A 17,363-nucleotide genomic window follows, 5' to 3' on the forward strand; every position below is an offset into this window, starting at 1 on the left:
GTTTTTACACAGTGAGATTCCAGCTTATGACAAGCAGAAACTTAAGACGAACTCAAAATTTAGTAGATTTCGGATTGTTTATAACGGCAAAAGAGTTTTATGAAGCGGCTAAACTTATCAAAGACAATGAATTCGTATCACGACCGTATCATGTAATTCTATCTTTTTCTGTCGAGCTTTTTCTCAAAAGCATTCAAACAACGACTGTTTGGCCTAGCGCAGTTGCATCGAGCGTTGAACATACAAAAGGGCACTCCTTATCAGAAATATTTGCTTCGATGGAAAGCAAACATCCAGAAGACAGTGGTTATTTAGAAGAAAAGTATCATTTAAAGCACGGCAGGTCTCTTAAGCATGACTTGAGCTTAAACTCTGATGTGTTTATGAAACAGCGGTATCCATACCAAAAAGGTGGCGCTATACCATCTATATCGGTTTTCGACAGAGATTTGCTTAACCCTCAGTATGGAAATGATATTGCTGTATATGTTGATGAGTTAGAAAGAGTTGCTTCTTTCCTTCACGATGAACTAATAGTTCATTTTCCGGGTCTATTCGATAACGTTAGTACGCACGGCTAACAAACTGTTTAAGAGTGATTCGCAACGCGTGGCATTTTTGCTATGCGTTGCGTTTAGTGTTTAAGGTGGTATGCGGTAGCTTCGGTATTGCGTTGCTCACACCTTAACAGGGCGTTACGTGACAGGAGGCTATATTGAAACCAACAGCGGTATTGATACATGTACCAGATGTTCAAGCTGGTTTAAGTTGGTACAAAAGAGCTTTTCCACAAGCTGTTGAGACCTATCTAAGTGAGTACGATTTTACTGTGCTTGATATTGATGGGTTTGCAATTGAGATAGTGCAATCGGATGACAAAGTCAGCTCTGGAAAGCAAGGTGTCGTTTTGTACTGGCATGTCATCGATTTAACGAAAGCCCTTGAGCATTTCTACGGACTAGGTTGCAGTCTATGTGCCAAGTCGAAGACCCGTTCGGGAACTTAATAGGGCTTCGAGGCAAAGTCACCTAACAATTTGTTCAAGCAGACAGCTAACGTTTGGCGATTTTGGTTTAGTTGAGTCTAGCGATTACGGTGGTTTTGTTTGAGTGTGGTGGCAGTTAGCTGCTACTTAACAAGGCGTTATGTTTCAAGGCGATATTGGTTAGATATTATGAAAACTATTTTGAAGGCAATCAAATATACAATTGCTGCTGCGTTTGGCACTATTGCATTGTTGCTAATCTCGATTACCCTTATCGACAGGTTTCTGCATGAAGGAACAATCCACACTAGGGAGCAGATCCCTGAAAACTACTTAGAAAAAATTAATGAACTCGATCTGTTAGAAACTACCGAGAAAATTGAGTATCTATATACCGACGCTTTATTCGAGTTAGAGGAAGGGCTCTATTTTGTGACGAATAAGCATCTAGTCGTTTTTAATCAACGATGGGAGCCACGAGGCTACATTATTCCTTTTGAAAATATACGAAAGGTGGAAATTGACTACGACTATTCGTATATCAACGACAGCATCATGACTGTAAGAACTCTAGAACATGTTTTGAGTTTTCCTCTTTCAAGCAATGAAGGGAGGGACAAGTTGTTCATGAAATATCTTTCAGAAATGATTATTCATTCTTCACAATTAAAGTCTGAAACATAACAAACTGCTTAAGGCGGACTATCAACGCTTGGCGATTTTACTTCGAATCAGGCATAGCGTTTACGGTGGTTAGGTTTAATATGGTGGCTTGCGTTGCTAGCCACTTAGCAGGGCGTTAGGCATCTCGGAGATAAAATGTACGATATCGCAAAATTAGCTAAGAAAGAGGCAGAACTAAAGTCCAGCTTCCATGAACACTTTGTTGCCTTCTTTAAGAGCTTTGACTACACCGATATCTCGGAAACAAAAGTAAAAATTGTCGACGTCGACTGCCATGAAGATATCTCAAAGCTTATTTATGGCGCTGGGCTGTATGTAATTTTTACTGACTATCAGTCAGATGAAAACCGATGCTCACTATGTGTCGACGGATTGAAAGCGATTTACCGTGGTCATGGTACAAGACTTAAGAAACGTGTAGAAAGTCATCTATATAATAATGTTTATAATGAAAATAGAGATCGAACTAATTATACCGTTTGTATGAAATTGAATGATCAAAATGGAATTAACATAAACGAAGATCCATTTCGGAAGTATCGCTGGAAAGTTATCACTCATAGTATGTCGGGAAGCAGTAAAACTATGCGAGAACAAGCTGAACAAGGCTTTGACTCAGTTTATGGTAGACCTTTAGGGTCCAATGCCTAACAAGCTGTTTAAGAGTGATTCGCAACGCGTGGCATTTTTATTATGCGTTGGTTTTAGTGGTTAAGGTGGTATGCGGCGGCTTCGGTATTGCGTTGCTCACACCTTAACAGGGCGTTATGTGCTTGGTAGTTAATATGAATTTTCGGAGAACAAGTGGAAAGAGTAGAAAGTATCTGTGACGAGATTAAGCTTTATTTCGTATCCAATTGGTTAGTTAATATTATTGCGGGCATAGCTGTCGTTATTATCGTTCTGTTTCAGATTACAAGTGATATGCCAGTGCCTCAGTTTTTTAATGCTGAGGTTGTGAATTATTATTTCGACATTTTGGTTAACTTATCTCTAGGCTACTTAGTAAGTACTATTTTTTATATCCTAGTTGTGTATTACCCCGAGAGAAAGAAAAAAACTGCTGTTAGTGCGAAGACCTCTATTCTATTTTCTCGTGTACTTATGCGACTTAGATTAGCGATAGACTCTGTATTGTTAGCTGTTGATGTTAAGTTTGAAGCAAGCGAAGAGTTACCTAACAGGTTGCTTGATGTGCTCCAAAAGCGTGATCTGATACACTCTCTTAAGCAAAAGAAATTAGAAGATTCACATTATGGAAAACGCCGAGCACTTGATGACTTGGTTCGCGCTTCTAATGAGTTGGAGAGTTTAATTGAAAAACTTGTTCCTTTTATCGGTTACATGGAGACAAGCGAGCTTGAACTCTATTCAGTTCTTGAAGATATACTAATTTTTGAATATATAGGGCAACATGATAAGTTTCCACCAAAGTCAGATCTACTAGCCGACGAATTTCCTACGATTGTCAAAGCATACTATGACTGTCAGAGAGTCCGTGAGGTTGAAGTTACTCCGATTTCGTGGAGAAGTTGAGTACGCACATAACAAACAATTTAAGAGTGATTCAGCACGCTTGGCATTTTTGGTTTGGGTTGAGTTTAGTGATTACGGTGGTTAAATTAAGTGTTGTGGTCGCGTGCTTCACACCTTAATTGGGCGTTATGTGAAATATCCAATAAATCAAATGGTAGGTGCTAGTAAGTCATGATTTCACAGCAAGAAAGAGACTTTATTGCTCAGATTAACCAATCTGAAACAACAGCATTCGGTTTGCAAGCAGTTACTGAAACGTCAAATCCATTTTTCCTACAGGAACTAGCGAATAGCTATAACTGGGATAACGGACTAGAGATTATATGTGCTATTGCTGAAAGCAAGTATTGTGACTTAGGTGTAGCATTGAACATATTTTGGCTTGCTGAATCTATGGTTTTCCTTACTGGCGAAATTGAACGAAACCCATATAACGGTACATGGTTTGATTTGAGTGAAAAGTTGTCATCAAAGATTTCTAAAGGTGAATATCTTGTCGGGAAAGTGAGTTTTGAGCCTCAACTAAGTAAAGTTCAAAAATACAAACTACTGCGTGAAGGCATCCCTGAAGTTTTCCTTAACAAAGTTGTAGGTACGAGGTAAATTTTCACATAACAAACTGTTCAAGAGGGATTCGCAACGCGCGGCATTTTTACTATGCGTTAGTTTAAGTCATTAAGGTGGTTTGCAGTAGCTTCGGTATTGCGTTGCTCACCCCTTAACAGGGCGTTATGTTTTGAGATGAATTATGTCAATAATTTTTGATTTGAAAGAGTCTGATGATTCATGGGCGAACGCAGTAAATGAGGAAATTTCAAAGGATTGCCCTGTTTATTTTACTAAGCTTGGTGTAGTTGGAAGTGAAAAGTGGTGGAAAAATTATGAAGAAGGTTTAGTGGGACACGCCAGAATTATTGGTAAAGTGACATTTATAGGGAAGAGACAAGATTTTTTAAATGAAGAATGGGATGTAGTTGAGGTGTCTCAAGGGGCAAAGACATTTGAGTATGATCGTCTTGGTTATTGGCAAAGCGAAGAAATATCAGTGGGTGTAAAAGTTCTTATTGAAAGTTTCGAAATAAATATTGATCAACTTTACGGCCCTTCGACATTTATTTTTGAACGCCTAGTGCAGGTAATAGAAACATAACAAAGCGTTTAAGGCGGATTCACAACGCTTGGCAATTTTAGTTCCAGTCAGGTTAAGTGTTTAAGGTACAATGGTTTAGGTTTGGTGGTTAGCGTTGTTCACCACTTAACGCGGCGTTATACGAATGGAAGCAAGCATGGACTTTAACGATTTAATACCAGAACTACTTGTGACCGATATTGGTGTAAGCGAAGAATTCTACACTGCCGAGTTGGGTTTTAGTGTGGCTTTTCGACGAGATGGTTTTGTTTTCTTATCATTCAACAGTACCCAACTAATGATCACTCAACTAAAGTCGGATTCTTGGGTAAATGGAGAACCTGTCGCTCCTTTTGGCCGTGGTATGAACCTAACATTCAAAGTTACGTCGGAGTGGCTTGATTCAATGGTATTTTCTCCAAATGATGTCTTCTTACCGCTGCAAAGTGAAAATTATCAAACTGGGGATGTGGAGACTGTTGTTAGGCAAACCATAGGGCTACTTGATTCGTTTTATCTGTCAAAGCTCAGCGTGAGCAATCGTATAACAAATTGTTCAAGCAGACAGCTAACAGTCGGCGATTTTGGTTTGAATTGGGTTTAGTGATTAAGGTGGCTTTGTTTGAGTGTAGTGGTAGTTAGCTGCTACTTAACAAGGCGTTATAGCTTTGGAGTAAAAATGGGATTCAACTTAACAGAAGAACAATTAGTTAATACTGAGGTTGAGCTTGGTGCAAGGCTCCCCCATGATTACCGTGAATCAATGAAGACTGACAATGGTGGGGAGGCAACGACTGAAGAAGATGATTGGGAGCTTTACCCAATCAAGGACAACTCCGATCGAAATAGGCTAGCTCGTATGTGTAACCACATTATTGCAGAAACCAAGTCGTGTTCTGGTTTTGGCAACTTTCCACACAATGCATTGGCAATTGCCAGCAATGGTCTTGGAGATCAAATGGTTTTCTTAAAAGAATCAGCACAGTTCAAACCAGAAGTTTATATTTGGCTTCATGAAACCGGAGAGACTCAGTTGCTTGCAAGTTCATTTGCCAATATAGGAAAGCTATAACAAACTGCTTAAGACGGACTGCCAACGCTCGGCGAATTTACTTCAAAGTTTGTTCTGTGTTTACGGCGGCTTGTTTACGTTTTGTGTTATGTTGTCAGCCACTTAGCAGGGCGTTATACGTTTCTGAGGAATTATGGATAAAGTTGAATTTGTAAAAGCCATCAAAGAAGTTGTTGAGTCTTCTTCGGTAGAAAATACGATTGAAAACTTATCGGAACCACCTGGTAGATCTCCCGATAAGCGTTTACTCGAACAATCGAATTGGTTTAGGTCATTGCCCCCAAGTGAGCAGGCGTTGGTTCAGGGTCTTATCGAGGATGCGGTCAAAGAGTCGGTTTTCGGTATGCTTTGTGTGCTTGATGGTGTTAGACCAATAGCTAGTAGCGACGATAGCTCGATGAATATCCAGTTGACCATCGAAGACTCACTGATAAATGACACTGAATCAGAGTGCCTGCATGACATCTACCAAAACGTATAACAATCTGTTTAAGAGGGATTCGCAACGCGTGGCATTTTCACTATGCGTTGGTTTTAGTGGTTAAGGTGGTATGCGGCAACTTCGGTATTGCGTTGCTCACCCCTTAACAGGGCGTTATGTGTAGGTGTATATGGGACCGAAAACAAAAGAGTTAATAGAAGTTCTAGACAGGCTTGTTCAGATGTTGGATGAAGACGGGCAAGAGCACTGGCGTGATTGGATGTCACAAGCTCGAACATGGCTATTAGAATCTGACTTTAACGGAATAGAAAAAGTACTATTAGCATACGGTGGCATGCGCTCATTTAATGATATTTATATAAGCAAGTTAACTCGAAAAAACGATTGTTTTAGTGCGCTACGGACACGCGCATGGGAACTTGCAACTGAAATAAAGCACGGACAAGAATAAACACATAACAATCTGTTTAAGAGTGATTCGCAACGCGTGGCGTTTTCACTATGCGTTGGTTTTAGTGTTTAAGGTGGTATGCGGCGGCTTCGGTATTGCATTGCTCACACCTTAACAGGGCGTTAGGCTGCTTTTATAAGGAAAGAAATTAAGGATATGAAAAGATTATTATTAATAGCATTCAGTGTTGCTCTTGTAGCTTGTAGTGCAACCGAAGAAACTAAAGTGCACCCTAAGATAAAAGTGGATAGATCGTTATTTTCTGGTACATGGCGTTGCGCAACTCCTGAAAACTCAGAAGATGATGAGATAAGTTACGATGGTAAAACGACTTATGCTAATAACGGGTTATTAAATGGTCAGGCTTTGTTTATTATTGAGATGCCGGATGGCTCGGGCGGGTTTGTGTATGAAGTGAAAATCAACGGTACCTGGGAGCTGAAACACAATGAAGTACACGAATATATAGATAGTGTTTCAGTCAAATCGTTTAATGATGCTTCAGTACCATTTGAAGAAAGGTTTAGGAAAGCAATTGAAGAAACAAAAGTGTCAGTGTCAACTATTCTAGCTATCGATAGCAAGCATTTAACTTGGCGTAGTGAAAGTGGTGCTGTTGACTCTTGTATAAGAGTATTAGAATAAAAGCCTAACAAACTGCTTAAGCCGGACTATCAACGCTCGGCAATTTTAGTTCTCGTTTGGTGCAGTGTTTACGGTGGTTAGTTTAAGTGTGGTGGTAAGAGTTGCTAGCCACTTAGCAGGGCGTTATACCGCAATCGAGAGTTCAATCAGAGACGAGCAATTGATTTCATTATAATATGTGCTTATTTGCAATGTGTTAGGTTTGATTATGATTGACCAATTGATTTCTAGTCCCCCAGAAAATCGACGTTTCTGGGTCGTCCGTGCTGACGGAGGGAAGTATTTTCAGCATTTTTCGAAGTTTGGCGTTGTGGCTTTAGGGCACTTAGATAAACTCAACCTTCCAGAGACCAAAGTAGACTTTTTCAAGCCCGAATACGATAAATTGAAAGAGTCTTTATCAAACTTACACACTAAAAACGACAAAAGTTCTAGGCATAGTACAAATCACTTTAACCAAGCTAAGCACTTTGTTGCTGATATGAGTGTAGGGGACTGGGTTGTAACTGTTGGTGACAATGCTATTCGCGTCGGTCGAGTGACTAGCCCTGCTTATGTGAGTCGTAAGCCTCTGGAAATTATCTACAATGTTCAGAAAGATCTAAAACTTACAATGGATATGACGCTTCGAAGAGATGTAAGTTGGGGACCTAGAGTGCCTAAGTCAGAACTTCCTTATGGAGTTGTTCGAAGCTTAATGGCTAATCAGACACTCTTTTGTATCGATGAGCATTGGGAAGCTTTGTACCATATGTTGTTCCCAGTGTTTAGAAAAGATGATGATATTTACTTCACCGTTAAGATTAAACAAAAAGAAAATATACGAAATGTATATGTTTCAAAAATTCTAGATTCTTTAAATGATTTAGAAGCATTAACTCAAGCCAACTTAAACGATGTGACAGTTGAGAGCTACCCAAAATATTTTCTATCTCTTGTAGAAAATGATGAGTTGCTATTAACCACTAAAGCGCAATTTCACTCGCCGGGTGATATTTTAGCTAAGTTACATGTCGGTAAAAAAATGGCTTCGGCATACTTTATTTACTCACTTATGTTCGGTAATGCACATCTAGGTGTTGACGGTTTAATCGACCTTGAAACTAGGCACAAGTTAATCGACTTAGTTATAAAACGAGCGGAGGCTAATGGTCTAGATAGCGTTAAAGAAAAGTTGGCAATACAGCCACCTAACTACGACACAAGTGCTTTAGATTCTGATGAAAAAGATGTGAAAGAGATCCAACAGGTCAAGAACTAAGCGGTATAACAATCTGTTTAAGAGTGATTCGCAACGCTTGGCATTTTTGCTATGCGTTGCGTTTAGTGTTTAAGGTGGTTTGCCGCGGCTTCAGTATTGCGTTGCTCACACCTTAACAGGGCGTTAGGTGTTTGACAGCCATTTGAACTAAAACTCAGATTAAAACGTAGAAATTTCGTTTAATCACAGGTAACTAGAAATGGAACTGTCCTTGGAATCTGAGTCAAGAATAATCGAAATGGCATGGGAAGATCGGACTCCTTTTGAAGCGATCGAATTTCAATTTGGTTTGAGTGAATCTGAAGTTATTAAGTTTATGCGTAGTCGGCTTAAATCAAGTAGCTTTAAATTATGGCGAGAACGAGTTTCAGGTCGTAATACAAAGCATAAGCAGCTACGAAGTTCAGATGTCACAAGAGGTTATTGTCCAACTCAGTACAAGCAGCGATAGTGGACTACACCTAACAAACTGCTTAAGACGGACTATCAACGCCCGGCAACTTTAGTTCTAGTCAGGTATGGTGTTTACGGCGGCTAGTTTAAGTATCGTGCTATGCGTTGCTAGCCACTTAGCAGGGCGTTAGCTATATTTATAGTCATCTAGTCTGTATAATGTTTCAAATTTTAAATGATAAAGAAGAATTAATGTGTTTGAAGATCCTTCAGTAAGAAAAAGCTTAATTGTCAGTGTAGTCGCCTCAGTTCTGGTTATTTTATTTGTTCAACCATTTTTAAACTTTTCAGGTGACATGATCCAATGGGTTTTAAGTAAAACAGCCGTAATCATGTCCGATAGCATCTATAAAGATGCGGCACTAGGAATGCGAGAGAAGTTTTCGTTCCTTTTGCTGATAATGGTCTTTCAACTTATATTTTTGGTTCTTTTGTCATCCTTGTATAGGAAATTTTTTAGAACTACATCACCCCAATCAAGCATCGATGAGCTTTCAGATGTAGAGAAAGTAAATCGTACAAGGAAACGTAAAATAATATCTTTCTTTACTGGTTTTACGTCGGTCATTTTGGTTTTTTGGCTAGGGGGAATGCAATATGTAGGGTTTCAAATGAATGCGTCGTTTAGTCAAAGAGTCACTATATTGTCTCCGTATATCTCTGAGCAAGATGTAAAGGTATTGAAGTCTGAATGGGCGCAAATGAAGAGCAGGGAAGATTACGAGGCGATTAACGAGAAGATTTTATCTGTTGCAGAGAGCAATAATATTGTTTTACCGCGACTCCTTTGGAACTGATAGCTAACAAGCAATTTAAGAGGGATTCACAACGCTTGGTATTTTTGCTTCTACTTCAAATTTAGTGTTTATGGCACAATGCATTAGGTGGGGGCGGTAGCGTTGTTCACCCCTTAATTGGGCGTTATGTGAAAAAGGGTAAATATGAGATTTATAGAAATTTTCTTAGTGTTATTACTGGTCGGATGCGCTAGCCCTGAGGAAAATACTGACCCTCTCACATATCAAGAACTCACACCTATAGAGCGTGTATTTCCCAAGTACCCTAAATTAGCAGTTGAAAGTCAATTATCAGGTTTTGTAGTTATGACTTTTATCGTCAATCAGCAAGGGCATGTAACTGACATTACAGTGGTAGAATCAAATCCAGAAGGCGTTTTTGATGAGGCTGCTGTACAAGCGTTATCAAAATGGAAGTATGGACCTTTAAATCATGCTGAATCTGTTCTTCAGAAACAGAAGCTAGAGTTTAAAATTTAACACATAACAAACTGCTCAAGACGGACTATCAACGCTCGGCAACTTTAGTTCTAGTCAGGTATGGTGTTTACGGCGGCTAGTTTAAGTATCGTGCTATGCGTTGCTAGCCACTTAGCAGGGCGTTAGAGGTATAAAGTGGAATATTCAATTGAAGAAGCATCCAAAGAAATTGGAAAACGTGTATTAGTATCCATAAGGATAGTATCTCCAAATCGCGATGATGAATATGATGGTTTCTGGGGAATAATTGTTTCAGCTCTCGAGAATGGGTTATTAGTCAAAGTCGAAGGTGGTAGTGAGGATGAATTTGAAATGATCCCACCAGATTTCGAATTTCTGCAACCTGCCAAATATGATTTTTACCAGTTTAAAGACAATCAAATAATTGAAAATGTTGATTATGAGGTACATTGGTCTGCAGCTGATGACCCGGAATACCTCTAACAAACTGCTTAAGACGGACTGCCAACGCTCGGCGAATTTACTTCAAAGTTTACTCTGTGTTTAAGGTGGCTTGTTTAGGTTTTGTGTTATGTTGTCAGCCACTTAGCAGGGCGTTAGCCGACTATCGTAGTTTCTAGGTATAAAAATGATTCCAATAAATAATTCAATTGTTTCCGGTGTGGCATTGTCGGAAATTGATGGTGAAACAAAGATGCTTCTAATGAAGCGAGTGAAAGGTGGTTTTTGGTGCCATGTCGCAGGTTCAATGGAAGAAGGTGAGTTGCCTTGGCAAACCATCGTCCGAGAGTTTCAGGAAGAAACCCAGATTGAAGTGACAGAACTGTATAATGGTCAATTCTTAGAACAGTTTTATGAGTCCTACTCGAACGTTATTGAAGTCATCCCAGTCTTTGTCGTTAAGTGCCAAGCGAATCAAGAAGTTGTTCTTAATCACGAACACACAGACTTTAAATGGTGTAGCTTAGAAGAAGCGTTAGAGTTATCGCCTTTTCCAACACAACATGCAGCATTCAAGCACGTTTGGGAGTATTTTGTAGACAAGCCAATTAATGAGTTATGTCGTATAAAACTCGGCTAACAAGCAATTCAAGCTGATTCACAACGCTCGGCACTTTCGGTTTCAATTAGTTTGGTGATTTCGGTGCAGTGTTTGAGTGTGATGGCAGCGTTGCTCGAAACTTAATTGGGCGTTATGTGATTGGTGGACATTTCATACCTGTTGGGGCTAAAATGCCCGCTCGCGGCTGCACATGAATTTCAGTCAACTTTAGAGAAATTACGATGATTGTAGAAAATGTGCTTCCTGAAAACTATGCAGAAATGCTAAGTGTTTGGGAAAATTCAGTCCGAGCAACTCATGACTTCATATCAGAAGAAGATATTGAGTTTTTTAAACCAATTATCATTGAGCAGGCTTTTCCTGCTGTCACGTTAAGATGTGTGAAAAATGAAAGTGGTTCAATTTTAGGTTTCGTGGGTATCCATGACTCAAAGGTTGAAATGCTGTTCATCTTAAACGCGGCAAGAGGGCAAGGTGTTGGTAAGGTGCTGCTGCAGTATGCAATAGAGCAGTTAGGCGCAACCAAAGTGGATGTAAACGAACAAAACCCGAAAGCCGTAGGTTTCTACGAGCATATGGGGTTTAAAGTAGTTTCTCGCTCACCGCTTGATGATATGGGAAAACCTTTTCCCATTCTGCATATGACACTTTAGAGCTCGGTTTGTCGTAACCAGTTTGCTAGAAGAAACGCCCAAAGCTAATAACTTTGGGCGTTTCCGTATGCAATGAAAAATCACATAACAATAAATTTAAGAGTGATTCACAACGCTTGGCGCTTTCACTTCAAGCCAGTTTAGTGTTTATGGCACAATGGTTTAGCGAAGGTGTAAGCGTTGTTCACACCTTAATTTGGCGTTAAGAGGCTAGGGAGTCTTGTATAAATTGGAGGTTTTAAAGTGCAAAATAAAATAGGGGCGGTTAAAAACCCTTTGTCTGTTATAGCCATTTTTGCTGGGATTGCAGAAATTAGCGGTACAATTGTGCTCCCACATATAGATCCAAATAACCAAGAACTTTTTATCTGGTTTCTTATGTTGTTTCCTTCAACTTTAGTTGTACTTTTTTTCATTACTTTAAACTGGAACTACAAAGTACTTTATGCACCTTCTGATTTTAAGGACGAAGAACATTTCGTTAATATGCAAAAAGCAACAACCTCTGAAATATTCATGAAAATGTCTGACGAACTAAGTAATGAAGATGAAGCTGAAGAAACATCGAGTAACAATGAAAGTGATAAGAATAGACTTAACCTAGAAGAGGCTAGAAACGTTATTTCAGACTCCGAAATTAGATTAAGTGTGGGGAAAATAAGCACTAAGGAAGAAAGAAAACAGCACAGCGAAATAATGAGAAGTATAAATCGACAGAGAATGCGAGAGGGGCGCTTACTAGAAGGTATACTAATGAATAAACTCCAATCTGAACTAGGCCTCAATATTGAAAGAGATATGAAGACTCAAGGCGATAACTTTAGATTCATGTTTGATGGAGTTGCTCGCAATGGCAGTAATATGACGGTTATTGAAGTTAAACGGATGAATAAAAACACTTTTAACCGTTCAGGACAAGTTGCTCTTGTAGATCGCTTTAGACGCTTTTATCAAACATTAAACGATACAGAAAGAAAGGAGTTTTCGCTTATTTTTGCAGTTGCTACTGATGATGAACCTGAAACAATGAGGTCCTATTTAGAGCACCTTCTTTCACCATTGGAGTTCAAATACTTCATTAAAGTGTACCAAGTGGATGAGTTAGCTTCAGTTAGCGAGCAAGTCGCCTCTTAACAATGCGTTTAAGACAGATTCCCAACGCTTGGCATTTTTAGTGCTATCGTTGGGTTTTGTGTTTAAGGTGGTATGGTTAGGTTCAGTGGTGGCGTTGCTCACTGCTTAACGTGGCGTTATGTTTAATGATTAGGATTACTAGAAATGGAAGTCATAACCGGCCAGTTGGAAGCTAGCTCCGAAAAGGCATTAAAATCTTTGCTAAGCAATGCAATTGTAGATATTCGTTGTAGTTGCGTATCTTTAACATATATGAGTCCAGTAATAACCTGCTCATTTATGTCGATACGCCTAAGTAATAATAAGTTTTTGACTTTGGAATTTGATTGGGGAGATACCCAAGTTGGACGAAACGATGTTTATTATCTTGAGGCGGAACTAACGGAAACACCGTCAGTAGTTCAAGCTGAAATCAGTGAAGATGGAAAAAGTTGGAACTATCGTTCAGATTATTTTAGTTACGATTTAGGATATCACGAAAAAGCGTGTGCTGTAAAAATCCTTTCAGAAACCTACGAAGATGAAATAAATAATGAGAGAATCTCATACGACGCAGGCTTAGTAGTATCATTTGAATCAGGAAAAGAATTAGCTATAGTCCACCAAGACTCAATTGTAGCGGGTCTAAAGTTCTCTAGTTTACCCGAAGTAAACAGTGAGTTAGTAGAGCCATATGTTGTTCGAAAAACTCTATTAAAGTAGAAGAAGGGATGGGGCTTTAAACATAACAAGCTGCTTAAGACGGACTATCAACGCCCGGCAATCTTAGTTCTCGTTTGGTACAGAGTTTACGGTGGTTAGTTTAAGTGTGGTGTTGCGTTGCTAGCCACTTAGCAGGGCGTTATACGAAATGGAAACTTTATGAACTTGCACAAGTATTTATCGATAAATAAAAATACTCTAAATATTCTGCTCAACAATGAGGTTTTCTTCTCGAAAACGGAACAGTTCAATGACCCGTTTGACGGACAAATTTTGCCTAGTACGTACTTATCGGAGCTTAATGATCTTGGTCTAGATACTTCGAACTCAATGCTTAAAAATCATGAGTCATTTTTAAAGAGTAGACTTGGCCAACATGGCGTTCTTTGTTTGAGCTACAAGTGCGATGATATCTTAATGTGGTCTCATTATGGTGACTCTCACAAAGGTATATGTTTAGGCTTTTCTGGACAGCTTCAGGAGCACTTTGAAAAAGAACTTATTGAGAGGGAAGATATTGAGTATGTTGATCATCACCCGTACGTTGATATTTACAATGATGCTAATTCTGGGGTTAGGTTTAACAGACATGATGCCTTAGGCAATTATGAAGAGATGCAGGAGGCGCTTCTTAAGGCTGCATTGACTCGTAAGCACGAGCACTGGAAATACGAAGATGAAACTCGATTTATCTCTACAGATGCTGGAGTCCACAAATTTAACCCGTGTGCGCTAGAGTACGTTGTGTTTGGACTTAACACGACAGCGAATGATCGCTGCTTAATAGAACAGATATTAAGTAATGAAAAGTGGAAATACGTTAAATTGAAGAAAGCTGTTGTAGACAATGGCAGTTTAGGCTTAAAAATAATCGACTGCTAAATTTTGTATAACAAACTGTTCAAGAGTGATTCGCAACGCTTGGCGCTTTCACTTCACTTTAGTTTTGTGTTTACAGCACTATGGTTTAGGTAAGGTGTAAGCGTTGTTCACACCTTAATTTGGCGTTATACGCTTTTGAGGAAATAATCCAATATGAACAAGGTAGTATTCAGAAATTGCGATGAAAATAGTCAGTATTGGGTTGCTCTAGAGAAGCTGTTTCAAACAGAATGGTCTGATTTTCTGTTCGTAGATACTTATAAACCACAACCTAATCTTCCACCGGTAATTGTCGCTCTCAGAGACAATCAAGTTATCGGTGGTCTTGCTTATTCGCGCTTTAAAGAGCCTCATGGTAACTCAGAAGTTAATTGGTTTAATGCTGTTTATGTTTCACCAGAGTGGCGCGGTCAAGGTATTGCTAGTGAACTGATTAACCGAGGTGTTAGCCAAGTATCAGCAGCAACTCAAAGTAACCTGTATGCTTACACAAATGTACCATCGTTGTACGAGTCATTAGGTTGGTTTGCGGTTGACATTGAAAGTGAGCCAAATCATAAGGTTATGACAGTTTCGTTGTAGTGTCAGCACGCGTATAACAAAGCATTTAAGAGTGATTCGCAACGCTTGGCAGTTTCGCTTCGCTCAAGTATAGCCAAGCGCCGCTCACACCTTAATGCGGCGTTATAGCTATTTTGAGTTTTATAGGATAATAATGAAATATAAAAATATATCTTTTGACTTATACAGGTATCAATTACTTCCGATTACTCAGGAAGTTCAACCTGATATGTACAGAAGCATTTTGTCGGTTGAGCAACTCAAAGAGCAAAAGAACATTTTGTTCTATGAAGTTTTGTCAAACTTCCCAAAGCTAGTGAGCAAAGGGAATATTTTGCATCAGAAAGTCGTTCTGAAAGATGGTGACTGGTTTGCATTCAAACTAGGGGTTCAACGCTCTATTGAGCGAGAAAACGAGAACTTCAACAAAGAGCGCATTGAAAACTGGCCTCATGTGACGGTTATCTTGAATAACGCACCAGACTGTCAGTTTATCGCTATCTCTAAGAACTTAAAGGCATTTTCTAGTTCCCGTATTGTCGCAAATATCCTCTCAAATTCGCTTAAAGAGTACTTAAAAAGGCTGCAGCTTACGATGCATGTCAAAGAGCTCTTTGATGAAAAGGAATTTTGGGACTTGGTTAGCAAACACCGCGGTAAGATCACTTCTGTCAAGTTTGAGCTAATTTCTCCTAATATGGCAAACATCTCCAAGTGCCTAAAGGTCGACTTGAAGCAAATTAATTTGGACACAAACTCACACCGAACGTGTTTAGAGCTAAATGCAGCTGATGACGCAGTGTTAGAAATCAGAGATGACAATGAGGTCATTGATGGTATTGTCGAATATGCTTCCGAGGGAGGCGGTGATATATCATTAAAAATAAATGGGTTTAAAAGGTCGGTTCACACTCAAAAAACTAACAGAACAGTGGAGCTAGATGAATTGACGGTAGAGAATTTAAATGCGCAATCGTTAGAAGCGTTACTAGGATTTTTGAGGCCATGATTATTGATTACTTGAAAAGTTGCTCGTTATTCATTGTGTTAGGTGTCCTGACTCGCTTTTTATGCAGCCTAATAGAGTCCAATTTTCTTGTGTCGTTCTTAAGTAATAATTTGATCACGTTGTTAATTGCGTTACTCGCAATTAACACAACGACAGGCAGCGTTGTCATGACAAAATTGAGGGAAATTATTGAACGTCACGGCGGGAATTTCTCTGCGACTTTAGGGCAACTAAAACTTTCTATCGTCGAGCAATTAGTTTTTATAGTACTAGCCATTGTGTTCTTAGTATTGCTTGGGAGCAAGCCTGTAATTGACTCGAATCAGTATATAAGGCCATTGTTAGAGTCTGGTCTGATTGCAGTCTTTATTGCTAGCCTTCATAACCTATATGATACAGCGAACTCTATCTTCGTAATACTTGGTTGGGAAGGTGAACAATAGCTATAACAAAGCATTTAAGAGTGATTCGCAACGCGTGGCATTTTTACCATGCGGTAGTTTAAGTGATTAAGGTGGTTTGCGGTGGCTTCGGCATTGCGTTGCTCACACCTTAACAGGGCGTTATGTGCCCGAATAGAATTAGTGGAATATATGGAAAATAGTAAAGAAATCCCTGAACAGATTAAAGGTTGGAATTGGGGCGCGTTTGCGTTCAATTGGATATGGGGTATTCGCTTTCGTACCTATCGCGCTTTGTTAGTTTTTGTACCGTTCGTTAATATTGTGATGCCATTTATTCTAGGCTTCAAAGGCAATGAGTGGGCTTGGAAGCATAACCAGTGGAGTAGTGTTGAAGAGTTTAAAAACTCTCAAAGAAAGTGGTCTGTTGCAGCTGCGATAATGTTGACTTGTGGTGTTCTCTTTGCTGTCATCTTTACTATCAGCATGAATAGCTCATTTGAAGAGTCTGGTTCAACTAAGCTAGCACTTCGTACTCTAGAGGGTTCGGATAAGTTTCACGCAAATATTGGTACGCCTTACGACATTGACTTAATCCAAGGAATCATTCGAGGGTATGAAGTTTCCGGCTCTGCTGATATGCAGTACGAGATTGAAGGCCCACAAGGTGAAGGCCTATTCGAATTCAAAGCCGAATTGACTGAAAGTACTTGGCAGTTAACTTGCTTGGAAATTAAATATTTGCCTAGCCAAAAACTCGAAATCCTAGCGCCTTGCGAAAAAGGCACATAACAATCTGCTTAAGACGGACTGCCAACGCTCGGCGAATTTACTTCAAAATTTGTTCTGTGTTTACGGTGGCTTGTTAACGTTTTATGGTATGTTGTCAGCCACTTAGCAGGGCGTTATATTCTATGAGGAGAAATCATGAATTCTAGATTCTTAAGGTTATTAGCTATTGGTGTAATTGTGGTGTTTTTTGGCTGTGCTAGTACTCAGGGGCTCGTCGAGGATGACATTTATACTGCAAAGGATGCGAGTTTTTCTGTAACAACACCATTT

The 17,363-nt window shown here is 39.4% G+C and carries 25 protein-coding genes and 1 pseudogene; all 26 read left to right on the forward strand.

Features of this window, described 5'->3' with window-relative positions; translation table 11 throughout:
- Positions 1 to 26: 26 nt before the first annotated feature.
- The 26 genes and pseudogenes from AC6R00_RS23385 to AC6R00_RS23510 all read left to right on the forward strand — a co-directional run bounded on the left by AC6R00_RS23385 (position 27) and on the right by AC6R00_RS23510 (position 17,093).
- Positions 27 to 581, forward strand: coding sequence for a hypothetical protein (locus AC6R00_RS23385; protein WP_500642149.1), 555 nt, complete (start codon positions 27 to 29; stop codon positions 579 to 581).
- Between the two features lie 134 nt (positions 582 to 715).
- A pseudogene (locus AC6R00_RS23390) lies at positions 716 to 1,032 on the forward strand (VOC family protein).
- Between the two features lie 142 nt (positions 1,033 to 1,174).
- Positions 1,175 to 1,669 (forward strand): hypothetical protein, encoded by a 495-nt coding sequence (locus AC6R00_RS23395; protein ID WP_500642150.1) that lies wholly within the window; start codon positions 1,175 to 1,177, stop codon positions 1,667 to 1,669.
- Positions 1,670 to 1,804: 135 nt separating this feature from the next.
- Positions 1,805 to 2,320 carry a hypothetical protein gene (locus AC6R00_RS23400; RefSeq protein ID WP_500642151.1) on the forward strand — a complete coding sequence of 172 codons (516 nt, stop codon included), beginning with the start codon at positions 1,805 to 1,807 and terminating at the stop codon, positions 2,318 to 2,320.
- A 153-nt stretch (positions 2,321 to 2,473) separates the two neighbouring features.
- On the forward strand, positions 2,474 to 3,205 hold the full coding sequence (locus AC6R00_RS23405; RefSeq protein ID WP_500642152.1) for a hypothetical protein: 732 nt from the start codon (positions 2,474 to 2,476) through the stop codon (positions 3,203 to 3,205).
- A 171-nt stretch (positions 3,206 to 3,376) separates the two neighbouring features.
- Complete coding sequence (locus AC6R00_RS23410; protein WP_500642153.1) at positions 3,377 to 3,808, forward strand: DUF4274 domain-containing protein; 432 nt, start codon at positions 3,377 to 3,379, stop codon at positions 3,806 to 3,808.
- Positions 3,809 to 3,953: 145 nt separating this feature from the next.
- A complete protein-coding gene (locus tag AC6R00_RS23415; RefSeq protein ID WP_500642154.1) occupies positions 3,954 to 4,355 on the forward strand; it encodes a hypothetical protein in 402 nt (133 codons plus the stop codon).
- Positions 4,356 to 4,491: 136 nt separating this feature from the next.
- Positions 4,492 to 4,938: a VOC family protein gene (locus AC6R00_RS23420; RefSeq protein WP_500642155.1), complete on the forward strand. Its 447-nt coding sequence runs from the start codon at positions 4,492 to 4,494 to the stop codon at positions 4,936 to 4,938.
- Positions 4,939 to 5,013: 75 nt separating this feature from the next.
- Positions 5,014 to 5,406 carry an SMI1/KNR4 family protein gene (locus tag AC6R00_RS23425; RefSeq protein WP_500642156.1) on the forward strand — a complete coding sequence of 131 codons (393 nt, stop codon included), beginning with the start codon at positions 5,014 to 5,016 and terminating at the stop codon, positions 5,404 to 5,406.
- Between the two features lie 133 nt (positions 5,407 to 5,539).
- On the forward strand, positions 5,540 to 5,887 hold the full coding sequence (locus AC6R00_RS23430; protein WP_500642157.1) for a hypothetical protein: 348 nt from the start codon (positions 5,540 to 5,542) through the stop codon (positions 5,885 to 5,887).
- A 130-nt stretch (positions 5,888 to 6,017) separates the two neighbouring features.
- The gene (locus AC6R00_RS23435; protein ID WP_500642158.1) at positions 6,018 to 6,299 is read left to right on the forward strand and encodes a DUF6966 domain-containing protein; all 282 of its coding nucleotides are present in this window, start codon (positions 6,018 to 6,020) and stop codon (positions 6,297 to 6,299) included.
- A gap of 156 nt (positions 6,300 to 6,455) precedes the next feature.
- Positions 6,456 to 6,944: a hypothetical protein gene (locus AC6R00_RS23440; protein ID WP_500642159.1), complete on the forward strand. Its 489-nt coding sequence runs from the start codon at positions 6,456 to 6,458 to the stop codon at positions 6,942 to 6,944.
- Between the two features lie 208 nt (positions 6,945 to 7,152).
- Positions 7,153 to 8,205 (forward strand): hypothetical protein, encoded by a 1,053-nt coding sequence (locus AC6R00_RS23445; protein WP_500642160.1) that lies wholly within the window; start codon positions 7,153 to 7,155, stop codon positions 8,203 to 8,205.
- A 199-nt stretch (positions 8,206 to 8,404) separates the two neighbouring features.
- Positions 8,405 to 8,656: a TIGR03643 family protein gene (locus AC6R00_RS23450; protein WP_045986860.1), complete on the forward strand. Its 252-nt coding sequence runs from the start codon at positions 8,405 to 8,407 to the stop codon at positions 8,654 to 8,656.
- A gap of 196 nt (positions 8,657 to 8,852) precedes the next feature.
- A complete protein-coding gene (locus tag AC6R00_RS23455) occupies positions 8,853 to 9,455 on the forward strand; it encodes a hypothetical protein (RefSeq protein ID WP_500642161.1) in 603 nt (200 codons plus the stop codon).
- 144 nt (positions 9,456 to 9,599) lie between these two features.
- Positions 9,600 to 9,935: an energy transducer TonB gene (locus AC6R00_RS23460; protein ID WP_500642162.1), complete on the forward strand. Its 336-nt coding sequence runs from the start codon at positions 9,600 to 9,602 to the stop codon at positions 9,933 to 9,935.
- 135 nt (positions 9,936 to 10,070) lie between these two features.
- Positions 10,071 to 10,379, forward strand: coding sequence for a hypothetical protein (locus tag AC6R00_RS23465; protein ID WP_500642163.1), 309 nt, complete (start codon positions 10,071 to 10,073; stop codon positions 10,377 to 10,379).
- Positions 10,380 to 10,524: 145 nt separating this feature from the next.
- A complete protein-coding gene (locus tag AC6R00_RS23470) occupies positions 10,525 to 10,977 on the forward strand; it encodes an NUDIX hydrolase (RefSeq protein WP_101957018.1) in 453 nt (150 codons plus the stop codon).
- A gap of 203 nt (positions 10,978 to 11,180) precedes the next feature.
- Entirely contained in the window at positions 11,181 to 11,612 is a 432-nt protein-coding gene (locus AC6R00_RS23475) for a GNAT family N-acetyltransferase (RefSeq protein WP_500642164.1), read from the forward strand.
- A 243-nt stretch (positions 11,613 to 11,855) separates the two neighbouring features.
- Positions 11,856 to 12,746, forward strand: coding sequence for a hypothetical protein (locus tag AC6R00_RS23480; RefSeq protein ID WP_500642165.1), 891 nt, complete (start codon positions 11,856 to 11,858; stop codon positions 12,744 to 12,746).
- A gap of 144 nt (positions 12,747 to 12,890) precedes the next feature.
- Positions 12,891 to 13,448, forward strand: a complete 558-nt coding sequence (locus tag AC6R00_RS23485) for a hypothetical protein (RefSeq protein WP_500642166.1) — start codon at positions 12,891 to 12,893, stop codon at positions 13,446 to 13,448.
- 159 nt (positions 13,449 to 13,607) lie between these two features.
- Positions 13,608 to 14,330, forward strand: coding sequence for a DUF2971 domain-containing protein (locus tag AC6R00_RS23490; protein WP_500642167.1), 723 nt, complete (start codon positions 13,608 to 13,610; stop codon positions 14,328 to 14,330).
- Between the two features lie 153 nt (positions 14,331 to 14,483).
- The gene (locus tag AC6R00_RS23495; protein WP_500642168.1) at positions 14,484 to 14,912 is read left to right on the forward strand and encodes a GNAT family N-acetyltransferase; all 429 of its coding nucleotides are present in this window, start codon (positions 14,484 to 14,486) and stop codon (positions 14,910 to 14,912) included.
- 133 nt (positions 14,913 to 15,045) lie between these two features.
- Positions 15,046 to 15,900 (forward strand): hypothetical protein, encoded by an 855-nt coding sequence (locus tag AC6R00_RS23500; RefSeq protein WP_263257590.1) that lies wholly within the window; start codon positions 15,046 to 15,048, stop codon positions 15,898 to 15,900.
- A gap of 167 nt (positions 15,901 to 16,067) precedes the next feature.
- On the forward strand, positions 16,068 to 16,343 hold the full coding sequence (locus AC6R00_RS23505; RefSeq protein ID WP_500642169.1) for a hypothetical protein: 276 nt from the start codon (positions 16,068 to 16,070) through the stop codon (positions 16,341 to 16,343).
- A gap of 150 nt (positions 16,344 to 16,493) precedes the next feature.
- Entirely contained in the window at positions 16,494 to 17,093 is a 600-nt protein-coding gene (locus AC6R00_RS23510) for a cytochrome c oxidase assembly factor Coa1 family protein (RefSeq protein WP_239825814.1), read from the forward strand.
- Positions 17,094 to 17,363: the final 270 nt, after the last annotated feature.

This window comes from Vibrio sp. R10-SF1-ISO8 (assembly GCF_059833805.1).